The 24,723-nt window shown below is 72.8% G+C and carries 24 protein-coding genes; 16 read left to right on the forward strand and 8 right to left on the reverse strand.

Annotated features, from left to right (window positions below; translation table 11 throughout):
- Positions 1–16 precede the first annotated feature (16 nt).
- From rimO to ABZ836_RS28080, 6 genes are all read left to right on the forward strand, one after another.
- Positions 17–1,555, forward strand: a complete 1,539-nt coding sequence (rimO, locus tag ABZ836_RS28055) for a 30S ribosomal protein S12 methylthiotransferase RimO (RefSeq protein ID WP_361146741.1) — start codon at positions 17–19, stop codon at positions 1,553–1,555.
- Positions 1,552–2,268 (forward strand): CDP-diacylglycerol--glycerol-3-phosphate 3-phosphatidyltransferase, encoded by a 717-nt coding sequence (gene pgsA / locus ABZ836_RS28060; RefSeq protein WP_356133831.1) that lies wholly within the window; start codon positions 1,552–1,554, stop codon positions 2,266–2,268. Before rimO ends, pgsA begins: the two co-directional genes overlap by 4 nt.
- Positions 2,265–2,834 carry a CinA family protein gene (locus tag ABZ836_RS28065; protein ID WP_361146744.1) on the forward strand — a complete coding sequence of 190 codons (570 nt, stop codon included), beginning with the start codon at positions 2,265–2,267 and terminating at the stop codon, positions 2,832–2,834. Before pgsA ends, ABZ836_RS28065 begins: the two co-directional genes overlap by 4 nt.
- 109 nt (positions 2,835–2,943) lie before the next feature.
- Entirely contained in the window at positions 2,944–3,324 is a 381-nt protein-coding gene (locus ABZ836_RS28070) for a helix-turn-helix transcriptional regulator (protein WP_356133827.1), read from the forward strand.
- A gap of 149 nt (positions 3,325–3,473) precedes the next feature.
- Positions 3,474–3,944 carry a DNA starvation/stationary phase protection protein gene (locus tag ABZ836_RS28075; RefSeq protein ID WP_356133825.1) on the forward strand — a complete coding sequence of 157 codons (471 nt, stop codon included), beginning with the start codon at positions 3,474–3,476 and terminating at the stop codon, positions 3,942–3,944.
- A 60-nt stretch (positions 3,945–4,004) separates the two neighbouring features.
- Positions 4,005–4,241: a hypothetical protein gene (locus ABZ836_RS28080; RefSeq protein WP_356133823.1), complete on the forward strand. Its 237-nt coding sequence runs from the start codon at positions 4,005–4,007 to the stop codon at positions 4,239–4,241.
- A gap of 12 nt (positions 4,242–4,253) precedes the next feature.
- Here ABZ836_RS28080 and ABZ836_RS28085 read toward each other — a convergent pair whose 3' ends face one another.
- Both ABZ836_RS28085 and ABZ836_RS28090 read right to left on the reverse strand, forming a co-directional pair.
- Positions 4,254–5,051: a DNA-formamidopyrimidine glycosylase family protein gene (locus ABZ836_RS28085; RefSeq protein ID WP_361146749.1), complete on the reverse strand. Its 798-nt coding sequence runs from the start codon at positions 5,049–5,051 to the stop codon at positions 4,254–4,256.
- A 79-nt stretch (positions 5,052–5,130) separates the two neighbouring features.
- Positions 5,131–9,948: an ATP-dependent helicase gene (locus ABZ836_RS28090; RefSeq protein ID WP_361146752.1), complete on the reverse strand. Its 4,818-nt coding sequence runs from the start codon at positions 9,946–9,948 to the stop codon at positions 5,131–5,133.
- A gap of 133 nt (positions 9,949–10,081) precedes the next feature.
- Here ABZ836_RS28090 and ABZ836_RS28095 point away from each other — a divergent pair, with 133 nt between their 5' ends.
- The 8 genes from ABZ836_RS28095 to ABZ836_RS28130 all read left to right on the forward strand — a co-directional run bounded on the left by ABZ836_RS28095 (position 10,082) and on the right by ABZ836_RS28130 (position 15,580).
- The gene (locus ABZ836_RS28095; protein WP_361146755.1) at positions 10,082–10,984 is read left to right on the forward strand and encodes an AzlC family ABC transporter permease; all 903 of its coding nucleotides are present in this window, start codon (positions 10,082–10,084) and stop codon (positions 10,982–10,984) included.
- Positions 10,981–11,286 (forward strand): AzlD domain-containing protein, encoded by a 306-nt coding sequence (locus ABZ836_RS28100; RefSeq protein WP_361146758.1) that lies wholly within the window; start codon positions 10,981–10,983, stop codon positions 11,284–11,286. Before ABZ836_RS28095 ends, ABZ836_RS28100 begins: the two co-directional genes overlap by 4 nt.
- A gap of 25 nt (positions 11,287–11,311) precedes the next feature.
- Positions 11,312–11,506, forward strand: a complete 195-nt coding sequence (locus ABZ836_RS28105; protein WP_356133813.1) for a DUF3046 domain-containing protein — start codon at positions 11,312–11,314, stop codon at positions 11,504–11,506.
- Between the two features lie 198 nt (positions 11,507–11,704).
- The gene (locus ABZ836_RS28110; RefSeq protein ID WP_356133858.1) at positions 11,705–12,832 is read left to right on the forward strand and encodes an AI-2E family transporter; all 1,128 of its coding nucleotides are present in this window, start codon (positions 11,705–11,707) and stop codon (positions 12,830–12,832) included.
- A gap of 204 nt (positions 12,833–13,036) precedes the next feature.
- Positions 13,037–14,167 carry a recombinase RecA gene (gene recA, locus ABZ836_RS28115; protein ID WP_361146761.1) on the forward strand — a complete coding sequence of 377 codons (1,131 nt, stop codon included), beginning with the start codon at positions 13,037–13,039 and terminating at the stop codon, positions 14,165–14,167.
- A 3-nt stretch (positions 14,168–14,170) separates the two neighbouring features.
- Positions 14,171–14,839, forward strand: a complete 669-nt coding sequence (gene recX, locus ABZ836_RS28120; protein WP_356133809.1) for a recombination regulator RecX — start codon at positions 14,171–14,173, stop codon at positions 14,837–14,839.
- A gap of 46 nt (positions 14,840–14,885) precedes the next feature.
- Positions 14,886–15,191 (forward strand): metalloregulator ArsR/SmtB family transcription factor, encoded by a 306-nt coding sequence (locus tag ABZ836_RS28125; protein WP_361146765.1) that lies wholly within the window; start codon positions 14,886–14,888, stop codon positions 15,189–15,191.
- Positions 15,188–15,580, forward strand: a complete 393-nt coding sequence (locus ABZ836_RS28130) for a VOC family protein (protein ID WP_356133805.1) — start codon at positions 15,188–15,190, stop codon at positions 15,578–15,580. The genes ABZ836_RS28125 and ABZ836_RS28130 overlap by 4 nt, the downstream gene beginning before the upstream one ends.
- Before the next feature lie 531 nt (positions 15,581–16,111).
- On the opposite strand, the gene ABZ836_RS28135 is transcribed toward ABZ836_RS28130, so the two are convergent.
- The 5 genes from ABZ836_RS28135 to ABZ836_RS28155 form a co-directional block, all read right to left on the reverse strand.
- Positions 16,112–17,761: an FAD-dependent monooxygenase gene (locus tag ABZ836_RS28135; protein ID WP_361146768.1), complete on the reverse strand. Its 1,650-nt coding sequence runs from the start codon at positions 17,759–17,761 to the stop codon at positions 16,112–16,114.
- Positions 17,762–17,904: 143 nt separating this feature from the next.
- A complete protein-coding gene (locus tag ABZ836_RS28140) occupies positions 17,905–18,807 on the reverse strand; it encodes an amino acid ABC transporter permease (RefSeq protein WP_356133802.1) in 903 nt (300 codons plus the stop codon).
- Entirely contained in the window at positions 18,804–19,472 is a 669-nt protein-coding gene (locus ABZ836_RS28145) for an amino acid ABC transporter permease (RefSeq protein WP_361146772.1), read from the reverse strand. The genes ABZ836_RS28140 and ABZ836_RS28145 overlap by 4 nt, the downstream gene beginning before the upstream one ends.
- A gap of 102 nt (positions 19,473–19,574) precedes the next feature.
- Positions 19,575–20,420, reverse strand: a complete 846-nt coding sequence (locus ABZ836_RS28150; RefSeq protein ID WP_361146774.1) for a glutamate ABC transporter substrate-binding protein — start codon at positions 20,418–20,420, stop codon at positions 19,575–19,577.
- Between the two features lie 106 nt (positions 20,421–20,526).
- Positions 20,527–21,303: an amino acid ABC transporter ATP-binding protein gene (locus tag ABZ836_RS28155; RefSeq protein WP_356133797.1), complete on the reverse strand. Its 777-nt coding sequence runs from the start codon at positions 21,301–21,303 to the stop codon at positions 20,527–20,529.
- A gap of 260 nt (positions 21,304–21,563) precedes the next feature.
- Between ABZ836_RS28155 and ABZ836_RS28160 the strand changes: the two genes are divergently transcribed.
- Together ABZ836_RS28160 and ABZ836_RS28165 are read left to right on the forward strand one after the other, a co-directional pair.
- A complete protein-coding gene (locus tag ABZ836_RS28160) occupies positions 21,564–22,253 on the forward strand; it encodes a response regulator transcription factor (RefSeq protein WP_356133795.1) in 690 nt (229 codons plus the stop codon).
- A 7-nt stretch (positions 22,254–22,260) separates the two neighbouring features.
- Positions 22,261–23,670 carry a HAMP domain-containing sensor histidine kinase gene (locus tag ABZ836_RS28165; protein ID WP_356133793.1) on the forward strand — a complete coding sequence of 470 codons (1,410 nt, stop codon included), beginning with the start codon at positions 22,261–22,263 and terminating at the stop codon, positions 23,668–23,670.
- On the opposite strand, the gene ABZ836_RS28170 is transcribed toward ABZ836_RS28165, so the two are convergent.
- Positions 23,660–24,658: a TAXI family TRAP transporter solute-binding subunit gene (locus tag ABZ836_RS28170; RefSeq protein ID WP_356133791.1), complete on the reverse strand. Its 999-nt coding sequence runs from the start codon at positions 24,656–24,658 to the stop codon at positions 23,660–23,662. The genes ABZ836_RS28165 and ABZ836_RS28170 overlap by 11 nt on opposite strands.
- Between the last annotated feature and the right edge of the window lie 65 nt (positions 24,659–24,723).

The following is a 24,723-nucleotide window of genomic DNA, read 5'->3' on the forward strand; positions in this document are numbered from 1 at the left end:
AAGTAGGCTAGAGCCCATGCCTGAACGCCGTACCGTCGCACTCGTCACCCTTGGCTGCGCCCGTAACGAGGTGGACTCGGAGGAGCTCGCAGGCCGCTTGGAGGCGGACGGCTGGCACCTCGTGGAGAACGCCGAGGACGCGGACGTCGCCGTCGTCAACACCTGCGGCTTCGTCGAAGCCGCCAAGAAGGACTCGGTCGACGCCCTCCTCGAGGCCAACGATCTCAAGGGCCACGGCAGGACCCAGGCCGTCGTGGCCGTGGGCTGCATGGCCGAGCGGTACGGCAAGGACCTCGCCGAGGCGCTCCCCGAGGCGGACGGGGTGCTCGGCTTCGACGACTACGCCGACATCTCCGACCGGCTGCAGACCATCCTGTCCGGCGGCATCCACGCCGCCCACACGCCGCGCGACCGGCGCAAGCTGCTCCCCATCAGCCCCGCGGAGCGCCAGTCGGCCACCGGCGTCGCCCTGCCCGGGCACGGCGCCGTCGCCGAGGCCCAGCCGGCCCCGGCGGACCTGCCCGACGGCCTGGCCCCGGCCTCCGGCCCGCGGGCGCCGCTGCGCCGCAGGCTGGACGGCGCGCCGGTGGCGTCCGTGAAGCTGGCCTCCGGCTGCGACCGGCGCTGCTCCTTCTGCGCCATCCCCTCGTTCCGCGGGTCCTTCATCTCCCGCCGGCCCTCCGACGTCCTCAACGAGACGCGCTGGCTCGCCGAGCAGGGCGTCAAGGAGATCATGCTGGTCTCCGAGAACAACACCTCGTACGGCAAGGACCTGGGCGACATCCGCCTGCTGGAGTCCCTGCTGCCCGAGCTCGCCGAGGTCGACGGCATCGAGCGGGTGCGGGTCAGCTACCTGCAGCCCGCCGAGATGCGCCCGGGCCTCATCGACGTGCTGACGTCCACGCCGGGCGTCGTGCCGTACTTCGACCTGTCCTTCCAGCACTCCGCGCCCTCCGTGCTGCGGTCCATGCGCCGCTTCGGCGACACCGACCGGTTCCTGGAGCTGCTGGACACCATCCGCGCCAAGGCGCCGGAAGCCGGTGTGCGGTCCAACTTCATCGTCGGCTTCCCCGGCGAGAGCGAGGCGGACCTCGCCGAGCTGGAGCGTTTCCTCAACCACGCCCGCCTCGACGCCATCGGTGTTTTCGGGTACTCGGACGAGGAGGGCACCGAGGCCGCCGGATACGACGGCAAGCTCGACGAGGACGTGGTCGCCGAGCGTCTCGCCCGGGTCTCCCGGCTGGCCGAGGAACTCGTCTCGCAGCGCGCCGAGGAGCGCGTGGGCGAGACGGTCCGGGTGCTGGTGGAGTCCGTCGACGAGGAGGACGGCGTGTACGGGCGTGGGGCGCACCAGGCGCCGGAGACCGACGGCCAGGTCCGGCTGACCGACGCCGCCGGCCTGGAGGTGGGACGGTTCGTCGACGCGAAGGTGGTCGCGACCGAGGGCGTCGACCTGGTCGCCGAGCCGGTGACCGGCGCGGTGCCGAGCGCGGTGCCGGGCGCGCTGCCCGGCGCGCGGACCGCCTCGGCGGACCGGGCGGAGGCGATCGGATGACCGGCGTACCCGCGTCCGCGGCGGGTGCCTCGCCCGAGACGGAGGTCCTGATGGAGGAGCCCGTCGAGCCGCTGGGCGCCAGGCCGACCGCCAGGGGCGGGAAGATCGCGGCTGCCGCGGTGAACGAGGCCAGCCTGTGGAACGTGGCCAATCTGCTGACCATGTTCCGGCTGGTCCTGGTGCCCGGCTTCGTCCTGCTGATGCTCGCCCATGGCGGGTACGACCCGGCGTGGCGCTCCTTCGCCTGGGCCGCCTTCGCGGTGGCCATGTTCACCGACCTGTTCGACGGCCACCTGGCCCGCACCTACAACCTGGTCACCGACTTCGGCAAGATCGCCGACCCCATCGCCGACAAGGCGATCATGGGTGCCGCGCTGATCTGCCTGTCCTGGCTGGACGAACTTCCGTGGTGGGTGACCGCGGTCATCCTCGGCCGGGAACTCGGCGTCACCGTGATCCGTTTCCTGGTCATCAAGTACGGGGTCATCCCGGCCAGCCGGGGCGGCAAGCTGAAGACGCTCACCCAGGGCATCGCGGTCGGCATGTACATCCTGGCGCTGACGGGCCCGCTGGCCTCGCTGCGCTGGTGGGTCATGGCGGTGGCGGTGGCGCTCACCGTGGTCACCGGTCTGGACTACGTCCGGCAGGCGGTCGTGCTGCGGCGGCGGGGAATGGCCGAGCGGCGCTCCGCGTTGAGGGGGAGCAAGGCATGACGCCCGCGGCCGCCGAGGCCGTCCTGATGCTCACCCACCGCGGGGAGACCGTCGCTGTCGCCGAGTCGCTCACCGGAGGACTGGTCGCGGCCGAGCTGACGGAGGTCCCGGGGTCCTCCAAGGCGTTCGTGGGCTCGGTGACGGCCTACGCCACCGAGGTCAAGCACCGGCTGCTGGGCGTCGACGACCGGCTGCTGGCGGAGCACGGGGCGGTCGACCCCCGGGTCGCGGAGCAGATGGCCGAGGGCGTGCGGCGGGCGCTGCGCGCCGACTGGGGCATCGCCACCACCGGGGTGGCAGGCCCCGAGCCCCAGGACGGGAAGCCGGTCGGCACCGTTTTCGTCGCCGTCGCGCGAGGTGCGGCGGACGGGGAGGATGCGTCCGCAGGCGGGAAAGTCCGCGCTCTGCGGTTGAACGGCACACGGGCGGAAATTCGTATGGAGAGTGTACGGAGCGTACTCGCGCTGCTGACGGAAGAGCTCCTTGACGCCCAGGGAGCGGGGCACGCGGGCCGACGGCAAGGAAACGAGCGGGCACAGGATACGGAACGGAACGGGGGGATCTGATGTTTGCAGCCCTGAGTGAACACGACATCGCTCCCCGCACGGCCGCGGCGCGAGGCGGTACGGTGGGGCGAGAAGGAAGCGGCTACGCGGTCCGAGGAGGGAGCCACCGATGATTCTGCTCCGTCGCCTGCTGGGTGACGTGCTGCGTCGGCAGCGGCAGCGCCAGGGCCGTACTCTGCGCGAGGTCTCTTCGTCCGCCCGGGTCTCCCTCGGTTATCTCTCCGAGGTGGAGCGGGGGCAGAAGGAGGCGTCCTCCGAACTGCTCGCCGCCATCTGCGACGCTCTGGACGTGCGGATGTCCGAACTGATGAGGGAAGTGAGCGACGAGCTCGCCCTGGCCGAGCTGGCCCAGTCCGCGGCAGCCACCGACTCGTCCTCCGTGCCGGCTCCGGTGCGCCCGATGCTGGGGTCCGTCTCGGTGACGGGTGTCTCCCCGGAGCGGGTCACCATCAAGGCGCCCGCGGAGGCCGTCGACGTGGTCGCCGCCTGATCCGTGCGGTAGTACCGAGGCCCACGAACGAACCGCAGCGGGGCGTATGCGCACATCGTGCGCGTACGCCGCGTTTGCCGTGTGCGCGGGGTGCGGTCATCGTGGAGGAGCAAGCGGGGAGGGACACGTCGGCTGACGAGGAGCAACGCATGTACGTCGTGAAGAGCCCCCTGCAGGACGAGGACCTCACGGTCGTCCACGGAGCGCTGCAGGGCGCCCTGGTCGACCTGGTGGACCTCTCGCTGGTCGCCAAGCAGGTCCACTGGAACGTCGTGGGCCCCCGGTTCCGCTCGCTGCACCTGCAGCTCGACGACGTGGTGACCAGCGCGCGGGCGCACTCCGACTCGGTCGCGGAACGCGCCTCGGCCCTCGGCGTCTCCCCGGACGGCCGGGCGGCCACGGTGGCCTCCGGGTCCGGCGTCTCGACGGTCTCCGACGGCTGGATCAAGGACGGCGACGCGGTGCGGACCATGGTCGACGCGCTGGGCGCGGTCATCGGCCGGATGCGGTCACGGGTCGAGGAGACCGAGAAGCCGGACCCGATCACGCAGGACCTGCTCATCGGGATCACCGCCGACCTTGAGAAGCACCACTGGATGTTCCAGGCGGAGAACGGGTAGGCCTCCGGCGGTAGGCCTCCGGGGCGTGAACCGCCGTCCGGGCGGAGCGGGAGGTGCGCCATGGGCGCCTTGGGCATGGCGGTGAGAGCGGCCGTCGGACTGGTGTGGTGGTGGGCGGTGCTGCGGCTCGCCCTCGCCCCTCGGGCGTCCGGAGTGGTGGAGGCCGGTGTGGCGCTGGCCGGGTGGACCGTGAGCCTGCTGCCGGTTCACTGCGTCCCCAAGGAGCAGGCGACGGGGGTCGTCGTCGCCACGGGACGGTGGGTCCGGGCGCTGCGGGGGCGGGACGCGGGCGGGTGACCGCCGCCGCGCTCACGGCGTGGGACCGGCCTGGCAGTGGGGACACCAGGAGGTGGGCCGCCCGTCCTGGTCCGCGACACGGACGGGCGTACCGCAGCGCAGGCACGGCCGCGGCGCTCGTCCGTAGACGTAGAGGTTCTGGTTCTGCCCGGCGGTCCGCCCCGTCGTCCGCCGCTGGTGCCGGTCCCGGTTGGCGGCCAGCAGCCGCCGCGCCGTCTCCGGCAACGCCGCCGCCCGGTCCTCGGGCAGCAGCCGCAGCGGCAGCCAGGGCGTGACACCCAGCAGGAAGCACAGCTCGCACTTGTACACGTTGCCGATGCCGGCCAGGTTGCGCTGGTCCAGCAGCGCCTCGCCGAGCGGGCGGTCCGGGTCGCGGGCCAGGTTGGCGAGGGCGACGTCCGGGTCCCAGTCGGGCCCCAGCAGGTCCGGCCCCAGGTGCCCCACGACCTGGTCCTCCTCGGTGGTGCGCAGCAGTTCGAGCACCGGCAGCCGGTAGCCGACCGCCGTGTTCTCGGCCGTGCCCAGCACCGCGCGGATCTGGTGCTGCGGCCCGGGCAGCCGGACGCCGGGGCCGCCGCCGGGCAGGATCTTCCAGGCGCCGTCCATCCGCAGGTGCGAGTGGAGCGTGAGGCCGCCCTCCAGCCGGGTCATCAGGTGCTTGCCGCGGGGGACGACCTCCAGCACGGCCCGTCCGGTGAGGTCCGCCGTCGCGAAGCGAGGGACCCGCAGGTCGCTGCGGAGCAGCACCCGGCCCGCGAGGGCCGCCTGCAGCTTCTTCGCGGTGAGCCATACGGTGTCGCCTTCGGGCATGCCTCAAGGGTGCCCCAGGGGAGGGACGTCAAGGGTCCCCGCGAGCCGCCGGGTCAACGGGCGGCGCGGCCCGGCGGCGTCAGGCCCGCAGGCGCAGCCCCCGGGGTGTGGCGACGAAACCGGCGGTTTCCAGCACCGCCCCCTGCGGTGCGCCCAGCGCGGGCTCGCCGTTGATCCGTTCCACCGTGACCGTGCCCAGCGAGCCGGACCGGGCGGCGTCGGCGAGGGCCTGGGCGGCCTCCCCCAGCCGGGGGTCGCGGTCGGCGGGGAGGTCGGGCTCGGCGGGCCAGGCGAGGAGGGTCTTGCCGCCGCGCTCCATGTAGAGCACCAGTTCGCCGTCGACCAGCACCACCAGGGAGCCCGCCTTGCGGCCCGGCTTGTGTCCCGCGCCGCCGGGCGCCTCGGGCCAGCCGAGGGCCGCCCCGTAGGCGTTGGCGGGGTCGGCGGCGGCCAGGACCACGGCACGGGAGGCGCCGGTGTCCCGGCGGCCGCCGCCGAACCGGTCGGCGGGACGGCCGCCGTACCGGCCGGGGCCGCCGGAGGGATCGGCGATCGGGGCGGGACCCCAGGGTTCGGGCACGCCGTCCTCGCCGGCCGGCGCTCCCGCGGACGCGCCGCCGCTCCACGGGTCGGCGGGGGCCGGGGCCGCCTCGCCGCGTTCACGGGCGTTGGCCGTCGCCCGCAGGCGGTCCACGGCGCCCTCCATGGCGAACTGCGCGGCACCCAGCCCTTCCACCACGTAGCCGCGCCGGGCCTGGCCGACCTCCTCGAGCGCGGCCAGCACCCGGTACACCGCGGAGAAGCCGCCCTCGACGCCTTCCGCGCCGACCGCTCCCCGGGTCACCACGCCGTGCCGGTCCAGGAGGGTGCGGGCGAGGGCGGTGGAGCGCACCGTGGGGTCGCCCTCCCGCTCCGGCAGCAGCGACCAGCGGCCGGCCACCGTGGGCGGGCCGGTGCGCGAGGCGGGCCGCGCCGCGGCGGTGAGGGAGCCGTACCGCCCGCGGGGCACCGTGCGCCGGGCGCGGTGGGCGGTGGACCCGGCGGTGCGGCCGGAGCCGAGCAGGGAGCGCATGGGGGCGAGGGTGTCGTTGGTGAGCCGCCCCGACCAGGCCAGGTCCCACAGGGCGTCGGCGAGCTGCGGGTCCGTGGCGTCCGGGTGGGTGGTGGCCCGGACCTGGTCGGCGATCTGCCGGAAGAACAGGCCGTAGCCGCCGGAGAGCGTCGTCAGCACCGACTCGTGGAGGGCGGTCGGCTCCAGTGGATGGGCGGGCGGGAGCAGCAGGGGTGCGGTGTCGGCGAGGTAGAGGGAGACCCAGCCGTCCTTGCCGGGCAGCGAGCCGGCGCCCGCCCAGACCACCTCGCCGGCGGCGGTCAGCTCGTCGAGCATCGCCGGGGTGTAGCCCATGACACGGGACGGCAGGACCAGCTTCTCCAGCGCGGAGGCGGGCACCGAGGCGCCCTGGAGCTGTTCGACCGCCCGGACGAGACCGTCGATGCCGCGCAGGGAGTGGCCCTTGCCGATGTGCTGCCACTGGGGGAGGAACTGGGCGAGCGCGGCGGGCGGGGCCGGCTCGAGCTCCTGCCGCAGCGCGGCCAGGGATCGGCGCCGCAGCCGGCGCAGGACCGTGGCGTCGCACCATTCCTGGCCGATGCCGGCCGGGTGGAACTCGCCCTCGACGACCCGCCCGCCGGCGGCCAGCCGGCGCAGGGCGCCCTCGGTGACGGCCACGCCCAGACCGAGGCGGGCGGCGGCCGCGGCGGAGGTGAACGGACCGTGGGTGCGCGCGTAGCGGGCGAGCAGGTCGCCCAGCGGGTCCTTCACGGGTTCGGTGAAGGCCTCCGGGACACCTACGGGGAGGGCCGTGCCCAGGGCGTCCCTCAGCCGGCCGGCGTCCTCCACGGCGGCCCAGTGGTCGGCGCCCGCGATCCGCACCCGGATGGCGCGGCGGGCCGAGGCGAGTTCCTCCGCCCAGCCTGGCTCGGCGCCGCGCTCGGCCAGCTCGGCGTCGGTGAGGGGGCCCAGCAGCCGCAGGACGTCGGCCACGCCTTCCGGGTCCTTCACCCGGCGGTCCTCGGTCAGCCACTGCAGCTCGCGCTCCAGCTCGGTGAGGACCTCCGCGTCGAGCAGCTCGCGCAGCTCGGCCTGGCCGAGGAGCTCCGCCAGCAGCCGGGAGTCCAGCGACAGCGCGGCGGCCCGCCGCTCGGCGAGCGGCGAGTCGCCCTCGTACAGGAACTGGGCGACGTACCCGAAGAGCAGGGAGCGGGCGAACGGGGAGGGCTCGGGGGTGGTCACCTCGACGAGGCGGACCTTGCGGGACTCGATGTCGCCCATCAGCTCGGTCAGCCCGGGGACGTCGAACACGTCCTGGAGGCATTCGCGGATCGCCTCCAGGACGATCGGGAACGAGCCGAACTCGCTCGCCACCGAGAGCAGTTGCGCCGCGCGCTGGCGCTGCTGCCAGAGCGGGGTCCGCCTGCCGGGGTTGCGGCGGGGCAGCAGCAGGGCGCGGGCGGCGCACTCGCGGAACCGGGAGGCGAACAGGGCGGAGCCGCCGACCTGGTCGGTGACCAGCCCACTCACCTCGCCCTTGTCGAAGACGACGTCCCCGGCGCCCACCGGCGCCTGCTCGCCGTCCCATTCCCGGCCCGCCCGGGCGGTTTCCTCGTCCGTCAGGTCGAGGCCCATCAGGTCCGCGTCGGGCAGGCGCAGCACGATGCCGTCGTCGGCGTGCATCACCTGGGCATCCATGCCGTACCGCTCGGACAGGCGCGCGGAGAGGGCCAGCGCCCAGGGGGCGTGCACCTGCGCGCCGAAGGGGGAGTGCACGACGACCCGCCAGTCACCGAGCTCGTCCCGGAAGCGCTCCACCACGATCGTGCGGTCGTCCGGGACGTGGCCGCAGGCCTCACGCTGCTCGGTCAGGTAGGCGATGACGTTGTCCGCGGCCCAGGCGTCGAGCCCCGCCGTGAGCAGCCGGAGCCGGGCGTCCTCCTCGGGCAGGGAGCCGACCTCGCGGAGGAACGCGCCGACCGCCCGGCCGAGCTCCAGCGGGCGGCCCAGCTGGTCGCCCTTCCAGAACGGCAGCCGCCCGGGAACGCCCGGCGCGGGGGAGACCAGCACCCGGTCCCGGGTGATGTCCTCGATGCGCCAGGAGCTGGTGCCGAGGGTGAAGACGTCGCCCACCCGGGACTCGTAGACCATCTCCTCGTCGAGCTCGCCGACCCGGCCCCCGCCCTTCTTGGGGTCGGAGCCCGCGAGGAACACGCCGAACAGGCCGCGGTCCGGGATGGTGCCGCCCGAGGTGACGGCCAGCCGCTGGGCGCCGGGACGGCCGGTGACCGTGCCGTTCACCCGGTCCCACACCAGCCGGGGCCGCAGCTCCGCGAAGGCGTCGGAGGGGTAGCGGCCGGCCAGCATGTCGAGGACGCCGGTGAACGCCGACTCCGGCAGCGAGGCGAACGGCGCGGCCCTGCGCACCATCGCCAGCAGCTCCTCGACCTGCCAGGTGTCGACGGAGGTCATCGCCACGATCTGCTGCGCCAGCACGTCCAGCGGGTTGGTCGGGACGCGCAGCGACTCGATCGAGCCGGTCCGCATCCGCTCCGTCACCACGGCGGCCTGCACCAGGTCGCCGCGGTACTTGGGGAAGACCACGCCCGTGGAGACGGCGCCGACCTGGTGGCCGGCGCGGCCCACGCGCTGCAGCCCGGAGGCCACCGACGGGGGCGACTCCACCTGCACCACGAGATCCACGGCGCCCATGTCGATGCCCAGTTCCAGGCTGGAGGTGGCGACCACCGCGGGCAGCCGCCCCGCCTTGAGGTCCTCCTCGACCTGGGCGCGCTGCTCCTTGGAGACCGAGCCGTGGTGGGCCCGCGCGATCACCGGGGGCGCGCCCTGGGCGGCTCCGGAGCCGCCCATGAGTTCCGCCGGGGCGTGCTGCTCCGGCAGCGCCTCGCCGGTGGCGCGTTCGTAGGCGATCTCGTTGAGCCGGTTGCAGAGCCGCTCCGCCAGACGGCGGGAGTTGGCGAAGACGATGGTGGACCGGTGCGACTGGACCAGGTCCGCGATGCGTTCCTCCACCGAGGGCCAGATCGACGGCCGTTCCCCGTCCTTGCCGGCGTCGGAGGCGGGAGACCCGCCCAGTTCGCCCATGTCCTCCACGGGGACGACCACCGAGAGGTCGAACTCCTTGCCGGACGGCGGCTGGACGATCTCGACCCGGCGCTGCGGGGAGAGGTAGCGGGCCACCTCGTCGACCGGGCGGACGGTGGCCGACAGGCCGATGCGCCGGGCCGGGCGGGGCAGCAGCTCGTCCAGCCGCTCCAGGGAGAGCGCCAGGTGGGCGCCGCGCTTGGTACCGGCCACCGCGTGCACCTCGTCGAGGATCACCGTCTCGACGCCGGCCAGCGCGTCCCGCGTGGCGGAGGTGAGCATGAGGAAAAGGGACTCGGGGGTGGTGATCAGGATGTCCGGGGGCCGGTTGGCCAGCGCACGGCGCTCGGCGGGCGGCGTGTCGCCGGAGCGGATGCCCACCCGCACCTCCGGCTCGGGCAGGCCGAGGCGGACGGCCTCCTGGCGGATGCCGGTCAGCGGGCTGCGCAGATTGCGCTCGACGTCCACCGCGAGGGCCTTCAGCGGGGAGACGTAGAGCACCCGGCAGCGCTTCTTCGGCTCGGCGGGCGGCGGCGTGGACGTCAGCTGGTCCAGCGCGGCGAGGAAGGCGGCCAGCGTCTTGCCGGAGCCGGTGGGCGCCACCACCAGTACGTCCGACCCCTCGCCGATGGCCCTCCAGGCGCCGGCCTGGGCGGACGTGGGCGCGGTGAAGGCGCCCGTGAACCAGCCGCGGGTCGCGGGGGAGAAGCCTGCCAGTGCGGGGTGGGAGGTGCCGGCCATGGGACCATCCTGCACCTCGCCACCGACAGTCGCCCGGGGCTCCGGCCCGCCCGGGCGCGGAATGCCTCCGACCGGCCTGCCCGCATATCGAACACGGCGAACGGCCGGCGAGCGCTTTTCCTAGGGTGCGTGTGTGGCACACGAAACAGCACACGCGGCGTCCTCCGGCCGTCCGGAACCGGGTGACGCCAAGCCCGACACGGCGGTGGTCAGGGACGCCCTCGGGGTCGGCGTCGCCGTGGGACTCTCCGGTTTCGCCTTCGGGGTGACCTCCGCGGGCGCCGGACTGACCCTGTTGCAGACCTGTCTCACGAGTCTCCTGATCTTCACCGGCGCGTCCCAGTTCGCCCTGGTGGGCGCTCTCGCCGCGGGCGGCAACCCCTTCACGGCCGCGGCCGGCGCCTTCTTCCTCGGGGTGCGCAACGCCTTCTACGGGCTGCGGCTGTCGCAGCTCCTGGCCCTGCGGCGTTCGGTGCGGCCCGCGGCGGCGCAATGGGTGATCGACGAGACCACGGCGGTGGCGCTCGCCCAGCCGACCCGGAGGGCGGCGCGGATCGGGTTCACGGTCACCGGTGCCACCCTCTACGTGCTGTGGAACCTGACGACGCTGCTGGGCGCGCTGGGCGCCGAGGCCATCGGGGACACCGATGCCTGGGGGCTGGACGCCGCCGGGCCCGCGGTCTTCCTGGCCCTGCTGGCGCCCATGCTGCGCGGCGCGGTGGAGCGGTGGGTGGCCGCCGTCGCGGTGGTGCTCGGACTGGGGCTGCTGCCGGTGCTGCCGGCGGGCGTGCCGGTCCTGGTGGCGGCGCTGGCGGCGCCGTTGGTGCTGTACGTGCGGGGGCGACGGCGTCCCGGGGCGGAGGGGGAGCTCCGCGGCGGCGGCGTGGGCGGCTCCCGCGGTCGCGTCGAGGACGGCTCCCGTGGCCGCGCCGAGTGCGGCGAGGACGGCTCCCAGGGCCGTGCCGAGGACCGTGCCGAGGACGGCTCCCGTGGCCGCGCCGAGGGCGGGTCCAGGGACGAGGAGGGGCGGCGATGAGCGTCTGGATCGCGATCGGGCTGACGGCGGTCGGCTGCTACGCCGTGAAGCTGGCGGGCCTGCTGGTGCCGGGCGAGGTGCTGGAGCGGCCGCTGGTGCGGCGGCTGGCCGCGCTGCTGCCCGTGGCCCTGCTGGCGGCGCTCACCGCGCAGCAGACCTTCGGGGACGGGCGGGAGCTGGTGCTGGACGCCAGGGTGGTGGGCGTGGGGGCCGCCGGGGTCGCCCTGGCGCTGCGGGCGCCGTTCCTCGTGGTGGTCGGCGTCGCGGTGGCGGTGACCGCGGGGGTCCGGGCGCTGATGTGACCCGTGGGGGGCGGATACTGGACTCATGCGGTTGACGGTCTTCTGGCAGCGGATGGCGGATCACTTCGGTCCGGGGTACGCCGACTCCTTCGCGCGCGACCATGTGATGACGGAGCTCGGCGGACGCACCGTCCACCAGGCGCTCGAGGCCGGCTGGGAGGCGAAGGACGTGTGGCGGGCGGTCTGCACCGCGATGGGCGTCCCGCCGGAGAAGCGCTGAATCGCCGAGAAGTGTCCGAAGACCCGCGAGGTGGGCGAGACTTGGCCCGTGACAGGGCCTGAGGGGACAGCGAGCAGCAAGGAGACGGGCGCGCCGGCGGAGACCGCGGGCGCGGAGGTGCCGCCGCAGCGGGACGCGGCCGGAACCCCGTCCGCCGCTCCCCCTCCACCCGTCGCTTCCGCCTCGTCGGCCGCCCGGATGCCGCGCTGGCTGCCGCGCGCCATGGTGCTCGCGCTCTCCCTGGTCGCCGTCTTCCAGCTCGGCAGCTGGGCCTTCCACCGGCTGACCGGGCTGCTGATCAACGTGCTGATCGCCTTCTTCCTGGCGCTCGCCATCGAGCCCGCGGTCGGCTGGATGGCCTCCCGCGGGATCCGGCGGGGCGTGGCCGCCTGTCTGGTCTTCCTGGGGGTGCTGGCCGGGGCGGCGGGCTTCGTCACCCTAATGAGTTCGATGCTCGCCGACCAGGTCGTCCAGATCATCGACGACTTCCCGCACTACCTGGACTCGGTGATCAACTGGATCAACGTCCACTTCGACACCGAACTGCGCCGGGTCGACGTCCAGGAGAGCCTGCTCAGCTCGGACTGGCTGCACAGCTACGTCGAGGACAGCGCCAGCGGGGTGCTGGACGTGTCCGCCCAGGTCCTCGGCGGCCTGTTCGAGCTGCTCACCGTCACGCTGTTCTCGTTCTACTTCGCCGCCGACGGACCCCGGCTGCGGCGTGCCCTGTGCTCGGTGCTGCCCCCGGCCCGGCAGGCGGAGGTACTGCGGGCCTGGGAGATCGCCGTCGACAAGACCGGCGGCTACATCTACTCGCGCGGTCTGATGGCGCTGTTCTCGGGCCTGGCGCACTACGTGCTGCTGCAGTCGCTCGACGTGCCCTACGCGCCGGTGCTGGCGGTCTGGGTGGGACTGGTGTCGCAGTTCATCCCCACCATCGGCACCTACCTGGCGGGCGCGCTGCCCATGCTGATCGCCTTCACGGTCAACCCCTGGTACGCGCTGTGGGTCCTGGTCTTCGTGGTGGTGTACCAGCAGTTCGAGAACTACCTGCTGCAGCCCAAGCTGACCGCGCGGACCGTGGACATCCACCCGGCGGTGGCCTTCGGGTCGGTGATCGCCGGCACCGCCCTGCTGGGCGCGGTGGGCGCGCTGATCGCCATCCCGGCGGTCGCCACCCTGCAGGCGTTCCTCGGCGCCTATGTGAAGCGGTACGACGTGACGGACGACCCGCGGGTGCACGGTCACCGGCGGAGGACGGCGGACGAGGCCGCCCGGGGGCTCTTCCGCAGGGCGCGGCGGCTCTGGCGGAGTTCCCGGGTGTGAACTTGACACCAAAATCGAACAGGCATTCTTATGGGGCTGCCGGTGACAGTCGGGCACCCGTGTTCCAGCGGTACTTCTGTACGGTTTGAAGAGAAATGTGCCCGAGTTGTCCACAGGGCAGGCGGGCGTCGGAGCGCGTTGTCAGTGGCAGGCGTTAGCGTCTTTGACGTGAAGCGATCGACTCAAGCAAACCGGGTGGAACCCATGGCAGGAACCGACCGCGAGAAGGCGCTGGAAACAGCCCTCGCGCAGATTGAACGGCAATTCGGCAAGGGCGCGGTCATGCGCATGGGTGACCGCACCCAGGAGCCCATCGAGGTCATCCCGACCGGCTCGACCGCCCTGGACGTGGCGCTCGGCGTCGGCGGCCTGCCGCGCGGCCGGGTGGTGGAGATCTACGGACCGGAGTCCTCCGGCAAGACCACGCTGACCCTGCACGCGGTGGCCAACGCGCAGAAGGCCGGCGGCCAGGTCGCGTTCGTGGACGCGGAGCACGCGCTCGACCCCGAGTACGCGCGCAAGCTGGGCGTGGACGTCGACAACCTGATCCTCTCGCAGCCCGACAACGGCGAGCAGGCGCTGGAGATCGTGGACATGCTGGTCCGCTCCGGCGCGCTCGACCTGATCGTCGTCGACTCCGTGGCGGCGCTGGTGCCGCGCGCGGAGATCGAGGGCGAGATGGGCGACAGCCACGTGGGTCTGCAGGCCCGCCTGATGAGCCAGGCCCTGCGGAAGATCACCAGCGCGCTCAACCAGTCCAAGACCACGGCCATCTTCATCAACCAGCTCCGCGAGAAGATCGGCGTGATGTTCGGCTCCCCGGAGACCACGACCGGTGGCCGGGCGCTGAAGTTCTACGCCTCGGTGCGCATCGACATCCGCCGCATCGAGACCCTGAAGGACGGCACGGAGGCGGTCGGCAACCGCACCCGCTGCAAGGTGGTCAAGAACAAGGTCGCCCCGCCCTTCAAGCAGGCCGAGTTCGACATCCTCTACGGCCAGGGCATCAGCCGTGAGGGCGGCCTGATCGACATGGGCGTGGAGCACGGCTTCGTCCGCAAGGCCGGTGCCTGGTACACGTACGAGGGCGACCAGCTCGGCCAGGGCAAGGAGAACGCCCGCAACTTCCTCAAGGACAACCCCGCTCTGGCGGAGGAGATCGAGCGGAAGATCAAGACCAAGCTGGGCGTCATCAAGCCGACCGAGGAGGAGGCCGCCGCAGGGACCGCAGCGACCGCCGAGCCGGCCGGCGCGGAGAGCGCGGAGGCCGCCAAGGCCGTCCCGGCTCCCGCGGCCCGGACCACCAAGGCCAAGGCCGCGGCGGCCAAGAGCTGATCCGTGACGCGCCGAACCGAATGGGCCGGTGAGGCCGGCCCCGACGACGAGGCCGGCCCGCCCGGTCCGGCCCGTCGCCCCGGTCGCGGCAGTCGTCAGAGCCGCGGGACACGCGGCGAGCAGGTCGATCGCATCGCTCACGACGGTGACCGCGGGGATCCGGCCGAGCGGGCGCGGGGCATCTGCCTGCGCCTGCTCACCGGGTCCCCGCGGACCCGGAAGCAGCTCGCCGACGCCCTGCGCAAGCGGGAGATCCCGGACGACGTCGCCGAGGAGGTCCTCAGCCGCTTCGAGGAGGTGGGCCTGATCGACGACGGCGCCTTCGCCGACGCCTGGGTGGAGTCCCGGCACCACGGCCGGGGCCTGGCCCGTCGTGCCCTCGCCCGCGAGCTGCGGACCAAGGGCGTGGACTCCTCGCTGATCGACGAGGCGGTGTCCCAGCTCGACAGCGACCAGGAGGCGGCCACCGCCCGGGAGCTGGTCGACCGGAAGCTGCGGTCCACACGGGGGTTGGACCGCGACCGGCGAATACGCCGCCTCGCCGGGATGCTGGCCCGCAAGGGCTATCCCGAGGGCATGGCCCTGCGGGTCGTCCGCGAGGCGCTGGAGGCGGAGGGTGAGGACACCGACCTCGACGAACTCTCCGGGTATCCGGAGGACGACGTCCACTGAGCACGCCCGGTTGATAGGCAAGTGATTGCTTGCCTATCATGGGGGTGTGGCCGACGACCTCTTCAAAGCCTTGGCCGACTCCACGCGCCGCACCATCCTCGACGAGCTCACCGAGAAGTCCGGCCAGACGCTGTTCGAGCTCTGCTCCCGGCTGAGCATGAAGCACCGGCTCGGCATCTCGCGTCAGGCCGTCTCGCAGCACCTCGCGCTGCTGGAGGCCGCCGGGCTCGTCGAGACCAGGCGGGAGGGCCGCTACAAGTTCCACGATCTGCACACGGCCCCGCTGCGGCAGATCGCCGAGCGATGGCCCCTCCCCGACACCTCCGGACCCGGGAAGAGCGACTCCTCATGAAGATCCACCTCACCAGCGTTTTCGTCGACGACCAGGCCAAGGCCGAGCGCTTCTACACGGAGATCCTCGGCTTCGTGAAGAAGCACGACGTCCCGGTGGGCGAGACGGACCGGTGGCTGACCGTCGTCTCGCCCGACGAGCCCGGCGGCACGGAACTGCTGCTCGAGCCCGCCGGTCACCCGGCCGTCAGGCCCTACCGCGACGCGCTCGTGGCGGACGGCATCCCGATCGCCCAGTTCGCCGTCGCGGACGTCACCGCGGAGTACGAGCGCCTGACCGGCCTCGGCGTCCGCTTCACGCAGGAGCCGCTGGAGATGGGGCCGGTGACCACGGCGGTCTTCGACGACACCTGCGGAAACCTGATCCAGATCGCGACCGAACCGCAGTAGTCGGTCCGACCGCAGGGGTCGCCCGGCCGACGGTGGGTGACCCCGCAGGGCAAGGGCCAGCCAGCCAGCCGCAAGGGCCAGCCAGCCGCAAGGGCCAGCCAGCCTGCCGTCGCAGCCGCCACCCGACTGCGACGGCTGCCCGGCCGGCAGCGCCGACAGCGGATGACCACGGGGCAGGGCCCCCGGCCGCAGCCGCCGTCCGCACACAGCAGTCGCCCGCAGGGCAGGGGTTGCCCGCAGGGCAGCCGCCGTCCGGCAGGGCAGAGGTCGCCGGCAGGGCAGGGGTTGCCCGCACGGCAGAGGTTGCCCGCACGGCAGGGGTGCCTCCGCAGGGCAGGGGTTGGCCGGCCGCGGCGACCGGCCTGCGGACAGCTCGCCCGCACGGCAGGGGCCGAAGCGAGCGGACCGGGTGACGGCCTGCGGCGGGTGGTCGAGGCGGACCGGGTGCGGGCGGCCGACGGCCGTGGTCGAGGCGGACAGGCAGGGCGGTCGGCGCAGGGCTCGACGCGCGCGGGCGGGGGCGGCCCGCGGTCAGTGTGCCGCCGCCTGCTCGGCCGGGTCGGGCTCCGGCGCGGAAGGGGAGGGAAGCGCCGGTCCCGCTCCCGTGGCCGCCTCCGCCGCGGCGCGCAGCTGGGCCGGGCGGACCCCGCCCAGGGCGGTGACCAGGCGGCCGTCCGGGCGGATCAGCAGCACCGTGTGCGCGGGCGCGCCCGGATACGCCTCGGTGACCAGCAGTTCCGCCGGCATCGGCAGGGTACGGACCGCCTCGGCCAGCGCCGGCATGATCCCGGCCCCCGCCCAGTGCCGCCTCTCCCACACCCCGGTGCCGGGGGCCACCAGCACCACCGGGAAGGCACCCCGGCCCAGCCGTTCCCCCAGCCCGGTGGAGGAGCCGTCCTCCGCGGTGACCAGCACGTCCGCCGCCAACTCGCCGGGCAGCGTGTCCACCACCACGTCGGCCTCCGTCGGCGCGGGCAGCAGCGGAGAGGAGCCGTACCCGCCCGGCCCGCCGAGCGCCCCCCGCCCGAGGTGGCCGTCGACCAGCAAGGCGTCCTGGACACGCGCCGTCCCCGGCACGTAGGCCCGCAGACCGCCGCCGCGCAGTATCGGCAGCGCCTGGTCGGCGGCGCGCAGCCGGGCGGCTACCACCGACCGGCGCTCGGTCTGGTAGGTGTCCAGCAGCGACTCCGGCGCCCGGTGCCGCAGTACGAAGGCCAGCTTCCACGCCAGGTTCTCGGCGTCCCGCAGGCCCTCCTCCAGCCCCTGGCCGCCCAGCGAACCCAGCAGGTGAGCGGCGTCGCCCGCCAGGAAGGCCCTGCCCCTGCGCCAGCGCCGGGCCAGCCGGTGGTGGACCGTGTGGACCCCGGTGTCGAGCAGTTCGTACCGCGGCGGCAGGTCCGCGCCCTCCCAGCCGGCCAGCGTCTCGCGCACCAGCGCCACCAGCACGTCCGGCGTGACCAGGTCCACCGCCGGATCACGCGGCGGCGGCATCAGCCAGTCCAGCCGCCACGCCCCGTCCGGCAGCGGGCGCGCGGTCACCTCGCCGGAGAACGGCACCGAGGACCGCCACGGCGGGCTCCGGTGCAGCAGCCCCTCACCCGTCCACGGCAGGTCGACGCGCAGGGTCGCCACCGCGTGACGTTCGACGGCGGTGCGGCCGGGGAAGCGGATGTCCAGCAGCTTGCGGACCGTGGAACGGGCGCCGTCGCAGCCCACCAGGTGGCTGCCGCGCCACCAGGTGCCGGCGGCCCGGGCGCGCACCTCGGCGCCGTGCTGCTCCAGCGCGTCCAGCCGGTTCGCCGGCGCCAGGGTGACCAGGGGTTCCCGTTCGGCGGCGGCACGCAGGGCGCCGGTCAGCGCGTGCTGCGGAAGGTGCAGGGGGGCGTCGTCGCCGAAGTCCGTCCCGAACGCCGTCCGGCGGCCGCGCAGCGCGCGCCACCCGCTCCAGCGCAGGCCGAGCCGGCCGAGGCCGCCGCCGGTGACGCGGGTGACCAGCGCCGCGGTGTCCGGGTGCAGCACGACGGTGCGGGCCGGACGCGGTACCGCGCCGCCCTGCCCCTCGTCGAGCACCACCGAGGGGACCTCCTGCCGCGCGAGCGCGAGCGCGAGGGTGAGCCCCACCGGACCCGCGCCCACGACGAGCACAGGGGCGGAGGAGGGTGGAGCGGAGTGCGCGATCACATGGTTATGCAACCCATTGCAGGTGTCCGCGTCAAGCGACGGAGGCAGTGGCGGGCCCGCCACTGCCTCCGTCGGATGCTTCCCGTGTCACCTGGGACGTCGTGGGACCGACGTGGTGTCAGGCCGTCCCGGCGCCGGCTCCGTCACAGGGTCTTCTTGACGTCCTGCGGCTCGCCCGGCGTCGACAGCTCGGCCACCGAGTCGGCGGCGACGACCGCGCCGGTGGACTTCTTGCCCCGGCGCAGACGCTTCTCCAGCCAGCCGGCGAAGGAGGTGAGCGCGAAGTTCACCAGGATGAAGATGATCGCCGCCACGGTGAGGGACTGGATGATGTTCGCCCCGTAGTACGAGCTCATCGTGGTGGCGCTCGACAGCAGCTCGGGGAAGGTCATCATGGCGCCGCCCAGCGCGGTGTCCTTCACGATGACCACGAGCTGGCTGACGATGGCGGGCAGCATCGCGGTGACCGCCTGCGGCAGCAGCACGATCCGCATCATCTGGTTCTTGCGCAGGCCGATGGCCATGGCGGCCTCGGACTGTCCCTTGGGCAGGGACTGGATGCCGGCGCGCACGATCTCCGCGAGGACCGAGGCGTTGTAGAGCACCAGACCGGTGACCACCGCGTACATCGGGCGGGAGTCCACGCTCACGCCGGTGTACAGGTAGTAGAACTGCAGGCAGAAGACCATCAGGATCAGCACCGGGATGGCGCGGAAGAACTCCACGACCACCGTGGCCGGCACGCGGATCCAGGCGTGGTCCGACAGCCGCGCGATGCCGAGGACGGCACCGAGCGGCAGGGCTATCACCAGCGCCAGCGCCGCGGCCAGCAGGGTGTTCTTCAGTCCCGGCAGCAGGTAGGTCGTCCACGCCTCGGTCGTGAAGAACGGCGACCACAGGGCCCACTCCAGCTGGCCCTTCTCCTTCAGCGCGCTGTAGACCCACCACAGCAGCAGCGCCACGGCGACCAGGAAGACGACCGTGTAGACGACGTTCCGGGCCTTGGCACGGGGCCCCTGGGCCTCGTAGAGAACCGACGCGCTCATCGCTTCACCGCCACCTTCTTGCCCAGCAGCCCCATCAGCAGGCCGGTGGGCAGCGTCAGGCACACGAAGCCGAAGGCGAACACCGCGCCGATCAGCACCAGCTGCGCCTCGTTCTCGATCATTTCCTTCATCAGCAGCGAGGCCTCGGCCACGCCGATGACCGCCGCCACCGTGGTGTTCTTGGTCAGGGCGATCAGCACGTTGGCCATCGGGCCCACCGACGAACGGAAGGCCTGGGGGAGCACGATCATCCGCAGCACCTGGCCGAAGTTGAGGCCCAGCGCACGCGCGGCCTCCGCCTGTCCGAGCGGCACGGTGTTGATGCCCGACCGCAGCGCCTCGCAGACGAACGCCGAGGTGTAGAGGATCAGACCGAGCACCGCGAGGCGGAAGTTGATGACATCGGTGATGCCGTTGCCCCCGAGCTCGATCCTCAGCGTCTGGTTGAGTCCCAGCGAGCTGAAAAGGATCACCACGGTGAGCGGGATGTTGCGTACGAAGTTCACGTACGCGGTGCCGAAGGCGCGCATCAGCGGCACCGGACCCACCCGCATGCCGGCCAGCAGGGTTCCCCACACCAGGGAGCCGATGGCCGAGTAGACGGTGAGCTGCACCGTCAACCAGAAGGCTCCCAGCAGGTCGTAACCTTCAAGAAAGTCGAACACGATCTCCCGCGCTTCCGCGTGTCGGTTGGCTCAGGGCAGGCGGCCCCTCCTCCCGGCCGGGAGCCGGGAGGACGAGGTCCGCCGTGGTGAAGCCGCTGGACGTTACTTCTTGATGTCGCCGATCTTCGGCGCGGGCTCGTTCTCGTAGTTCGCGGGGCCGAAGTTGGCCTCGACCGCCTTGTCCCACGAACCGTCGGAGACCATCTTCTCCAGGGCGGTGTTGATCTTCGCCTTGAGGTCGCTGCCCTCCTTGACGCCGATGCCGTAGTTCTCGTTCGACAGCTCGAGGCCGGCGAGCTTGAACTTGCCCTTGTGCGCGTCCTGCGCGGCGTAACCGGCGAGGATCGAGTCGTCGGTGGTCAGCGCGTCGACGGCGCCGTTCTGCAGACCGGTCAGGCAGGCGGAGTAGGTCGGGTACTCCTGCAGCTGGGCCTTGGGGGCCAGCTTCTCCTTGACGTTCTGCGCCGAGGTCGAACCGGTCACCGAGCAGAGCTTCTTGCTGTTCAGGTCCTCGGCCGACTTGATGGAGTCGTCGTCGGCGCGGACCAGCAGGTCCTGGTGGGCGAGGAGGTACGGGCCGGCGAAGTCGACCTTCTGCTCGCGCTCGTCGTTGATCGAGTAGGTGGCGGCGATGAAGTCGACGTCACCGCGCGAGAGCATGTTCTCGCGGTCGGCGCTCTTCGACTCCTTGAACTCGATCTGGTCCTCGGAGTAACCGAGCTCCTTGGCCACGTACTTCGCGACGTCGACGTCGAAACCGGCGTAACCCTGCGGGGTCTTCTGCCCCAGACCCGGCTGGTCGAACTTGATGCCGATCGTGATCGTGCCCTTGCCGCCCTCGGAGCCGCCCTTGGCGTCCTTCTCGGCGGCGCCCTCACCGCAGGCGGTGGCAGTCAGGGCCAGGGCGAGCACGGCCGCGGAGGCGGCGGTGACCTTACGAAGCTGCATGGTGAACATCCTTTGCGTGATGAGGAGAGGTACGACCCGTCCCCGGACGAGCCCGGGGACGGGAGGCGGCGCGGGTGCCGGAGCGGTGGGTGCCCCGGCGGTTGCCTCAGTGGTGCAGGATCTTGGACAGGAAGTCCTTGGCCCGGTCGCTGCGCGGGTTGCTGAAGAACTGCTCGGGAGCGGCCTCTTCGACGATCCGCCCGTCCGCCATGAAGACGACCCGGTTCGCGGCCGACCGGGCGAAGCCCATCTCGTGCGTGACCACGATCATGGTCATGCCGTCGCGGGCGAGCTGCTGCATGACCTCGAGGACCTCGTTGATCATCTCGGGGTCCAGGGCGGAGGTGGGCTCGTCGAAGAGCATCACCTTCGGCTCCATGGCGAGCGCCCGCGCGATGGCGACGCGCTGCTGCTGGCCGCCGGAGAGCTGGGCCGGGTACTTGTCCGCCTGCGCGCCGACGCCGACCCGGTCGAGCAGGGCCCGCGCCTTCTCCTCGGCCACCTTCTTGTCGGTCTTGCGGACCTTGACCTGGCCCAGCGTGACGTTCTCGAGGATCGTCTTGTGGGCGAACAGGTTGAACGACTGGAAGACCATGCCGACGTCGGCCCGCAGGCGGGCCAGCTCCTTGCCCTCGGCGGGCAGCGGCTTGCCGTCGATCGTGATCGATCCGGAGTCGATGGTCTCGAGCCGGTTGATGGTGCGGCACAGAGTGGACTTGCCGGACCCGGAAGGTCCGATCACCACGACAACCTCACCGCGGGCGATGGTCAGGTCGATGTCCTGGAGCACGTGCAAAGCGCCGAAGTGCTTGTTGACGTCCTTCAGGACCACGAGATCGCCGACCGGGGCCGCATCGTCCTTGGCCACCGTTACATCGGTCATCGTTTGCTGGCTCCGTCCTCCTCGGTTTCCGGTGGACCTTAATAACCCGGTCCTACCAGCGCATTACTTCTGAGCGGAAATTGAGCATCACGATCGGATAGCAAACGGACACAAGCCGTAGTTGGGGCGTCCTGCTCCGTACCGGGTGGGTAACGAAACCCTCGCCGCAGCTCCTAAACCTGTTCAGCGGGTGGTACCCGGTAGGAAGCCCGGACGTAACGCGCGTAGGGGCGGGACGGCCGAAGGGAGGGCCGAACGACATGAGACTGCTGCTCGTCGAGGACGACAACCACGTGGCGGCGGCCCTGACGGCGGTCCTGGCCCGTCACGGGTTCACCGTCACCCACGCCCGCAACGGCGAGGAGGCGCTGCGCGCGCTGGTGCCCGGCGGCCCGGCCTTCGCCGTGGTCCTCCTCGACCTCGGTCTGCCCGACCAGGACGGTTTCGAGGTCTGCGGACGGATACGCAAGCGGACCAGCACCCCGGTGATCATGGTGACCGCCCGGGCCGACGTCCGCTCCCGCATCCACGGCCTCAACCTGGGGGCCGACGACTACGTGGTCAAGCCCTACGACACCGGGGAGCTGCTCGCCCGCATCCACGCGGTCAGCCGCCGCCGCGCCTCCGAGGACAACGCGCCCGGCACCGACACCACCGTGATCGAACTGGGCACCGTGCGGATCGAGCTCTCCACCCGGCAGGTCACGGTCGACGGGGCCGCGGTGGCCCTGACCCGCAAGGAGTTCGACCTGCTCGCCCTGCTCGCCCAGCGCCCCGGTGTGGTCTTCCGGCGCGAGCAGATCATCAGCGAGGTGTGGCGTACCAGCTGGGAGGGGACCGGGCGTACTCTCGAGGTGCACGTCGCCTCGCTCCGCTCCAAGCTGCGCCGGCCGACGCTGATAGAGACCGTTCGCGGCGTCGGGTACCGGCTCGTCGCCCCGGCCGCCTAGGGGACGGGTGCGCACCAGGCTTCTTCCGCTGCTGATCGTCCTGATGGCGGCCGTGCTGCTGGCGCTGGGCGTGCCCCTGGCGATCAGCGTGGCCGCCGCCGAGCAGCAGCGCGTGGTGGTCGACCGCATCGACGACACCGCCCGTTTCGCCGCCCTGTCCCAGTTCGTCGGCACCCTCGCGCCCGGTGACGTCACCGAGGACGCGGCGGGGGAGCGCGGCGCCAAGCTGGAGCGCGAACTCGACAGCTACCACGCCGTCTACGGCATCCGGGCGGGCGTCTTCCTGCGCAACGACGAGGTCCTGACCTCGTCCCCCGGCGACTGGCGGCTGCCCGCCGGGGGCGAGGTGCGCGCCGCCTTCGACGAGGCGCTGCTGAGCCGCAGAAGCCACGACCCGGCGCAGGTGTGGCCCTGGCAGGACCGTCGGCTGGTGGTCGCCTCGCCCGTCATCCGGGACGGAGACGTGGTCGCCGTGGTGGTCACCGACTCGCCCACCGACGGGATGCGGGACCGCACCCTGCGGGGCTGGCTGGTGATCGCCGCCGGGGAACTGGCCGCCATGCTGGTCGCCGTGGGCGCCGCGCTCCGGCTCACCCACTGGGTGCTCCGGCCGGTCCGGATCCTGGACGCGACCACCCACGACATCGCCACCGGCCGCCTGAAGTCCCGGGTCGCCGCGGCCGGCGGGCCTCCGGAGCTGCAGCGGCTGGCGGAGTCGTTCAACGAGATGGCGGACCACGTCGAGGACGTGCTGGAACAGCAGCGCGCGTTCGTGGCCGACGCCTCCCACCAACTGCGCAACCCGCTCTCCGCGTTGCTGCTGAGGATCGAACTGCTCGCGCTGGAACTGCCCGAGGGCAACGAGGAGATCGCCTCGGTGCGCACCGAGGGCAAGCGGCTGGCGCAGGTCCTCGACGACCTGCTCGACCTGGCGCTCGCCGAACACGCGGAGCCCGACCTGGGCCTCACCGACATCGGGGCGCTCACCGGGGAACGGGTCGCCGCCTGGGCGCCCGCGGCCGAGGCCAAGGGGGTCCGGCTCACCGGCGAGTGCCCCGCCACCACCGCCTGGGCGGACCCGGTGACCCTCTCCAGCGCCCTGGACGCGGTGATCGACAACGCGGTCAAGTTCACGCCCGAGGGCGGCGAGGTGCGGGTGACCGTCGCCGCGAACGGCCGGACCGTCCGGGTCCAGGTCACCGACGAGGGACCGGGCCTCACCGACGACGAGCTGGCCCGGATCGGGGACCGCTTCTGGCGCAGCGGCCGCCACCAGAACATCCAGGGATCCGGCCTGGGGCTGTCCATCTCGAAGGCGCTGCTCACCGCGGCGGGCGGTGCGCTGGACTTCGCCCACCACGAGCCGCGGGGGCTGCGGGCGACGGTGAGCGTGCCCCGCTCGGGCCCTACGGCTTGACCGACCGGTAGTAGCGCAGCGCTCCCGCGTGCAGCGACACCGGGTGGGTGTCGATGGCCGTGCGCACGTCGACCAGCTGGGCCGAGTGCACGACCTCGCCTATCTCGTCCCGGCTGTCGATCACCGTGCGGGTGACCCACTCGGTGAGTTCCGGGTCCACGTCGTCGCGGGTGATGAGCAGGTTGGGGACGGCCAGGGTCTCCACGGGCCTGCCGTCCATCGCCTTCCGGTAGGCCGACTCCGGCAGGGTGGTGGTCCGGTAGTGGTCGAGCGAGTGGTCCTGACGGTGCAGGTCGGCGACCAGGTGGCTGTCGATGGGCACGAAGCGGTAGTCGAAGTCCTCGGCCAGGTCCACCAGGCCCCGGGTGGGGATGCCGCCCGACCAGAAGAACGCGTCGATCCCGCCCTTCCTGAGCTGGTCGGGGCCTTCGTCGATGCCGTGGCGGTACGGCTCGATGTCGTGCTCCGGGTCCAGGCCGGCCGCCTCCAGGACGCGCTCCGCGATCAGCCGCACGCCGGAGTTCTCCGGGCCCGTGCCGACGCGGAGCCCCCGCAGATCGGCGACCCGCCGGACGTCCGAGCCGACGGGCACGACGAGGTGGACGTAGTCGTCGTAGAGGCGCACCACGCCCCGCAGCTGCCGCGCGCCCTTGAGGTCACGGCGCTTGTAGTCCTCCACCGCGTCCGCAGCGGCGACGGCGAACTGCACCTGGCCGGTGGCGACCATGGCCACGTTCTGCCCCGACCCCCGGCTCTCCACCAGGTCCACCGCGAGGTCCGGCATGTGGACGGCCAGCTTGTCCTTCAGGTGCTCGCCGTACACCTGGTACACGCCCGCCTTGGTGCCGGTCCCGAACCGCACCTGCCCGCTCGGCGGCGTCCTGCCCAGCGGCTGCAGCCACCACAGCAGCACGGCCAGCACCACGAGGGCGACGGCCGACCCGGTGAGGGCGCGCCGTCCGCCGATGCGGGTCAGTGCCGTGAACATGCCCGCGATCCTGCCAGCGCGCGCCCGCCGCCGGTAGGCCGGGGATCACGTCGCGGCCCAGCCGT

The sequence above is a fragment of the Streptomyces sp. NPDC047130 genome (genome assembly GCF_040643475.1).
Lineage (GTDB): Bacteria > Actinomycetota > Actinomycetes > Streptomycetales > Streptomycetaceae > Streptomyces.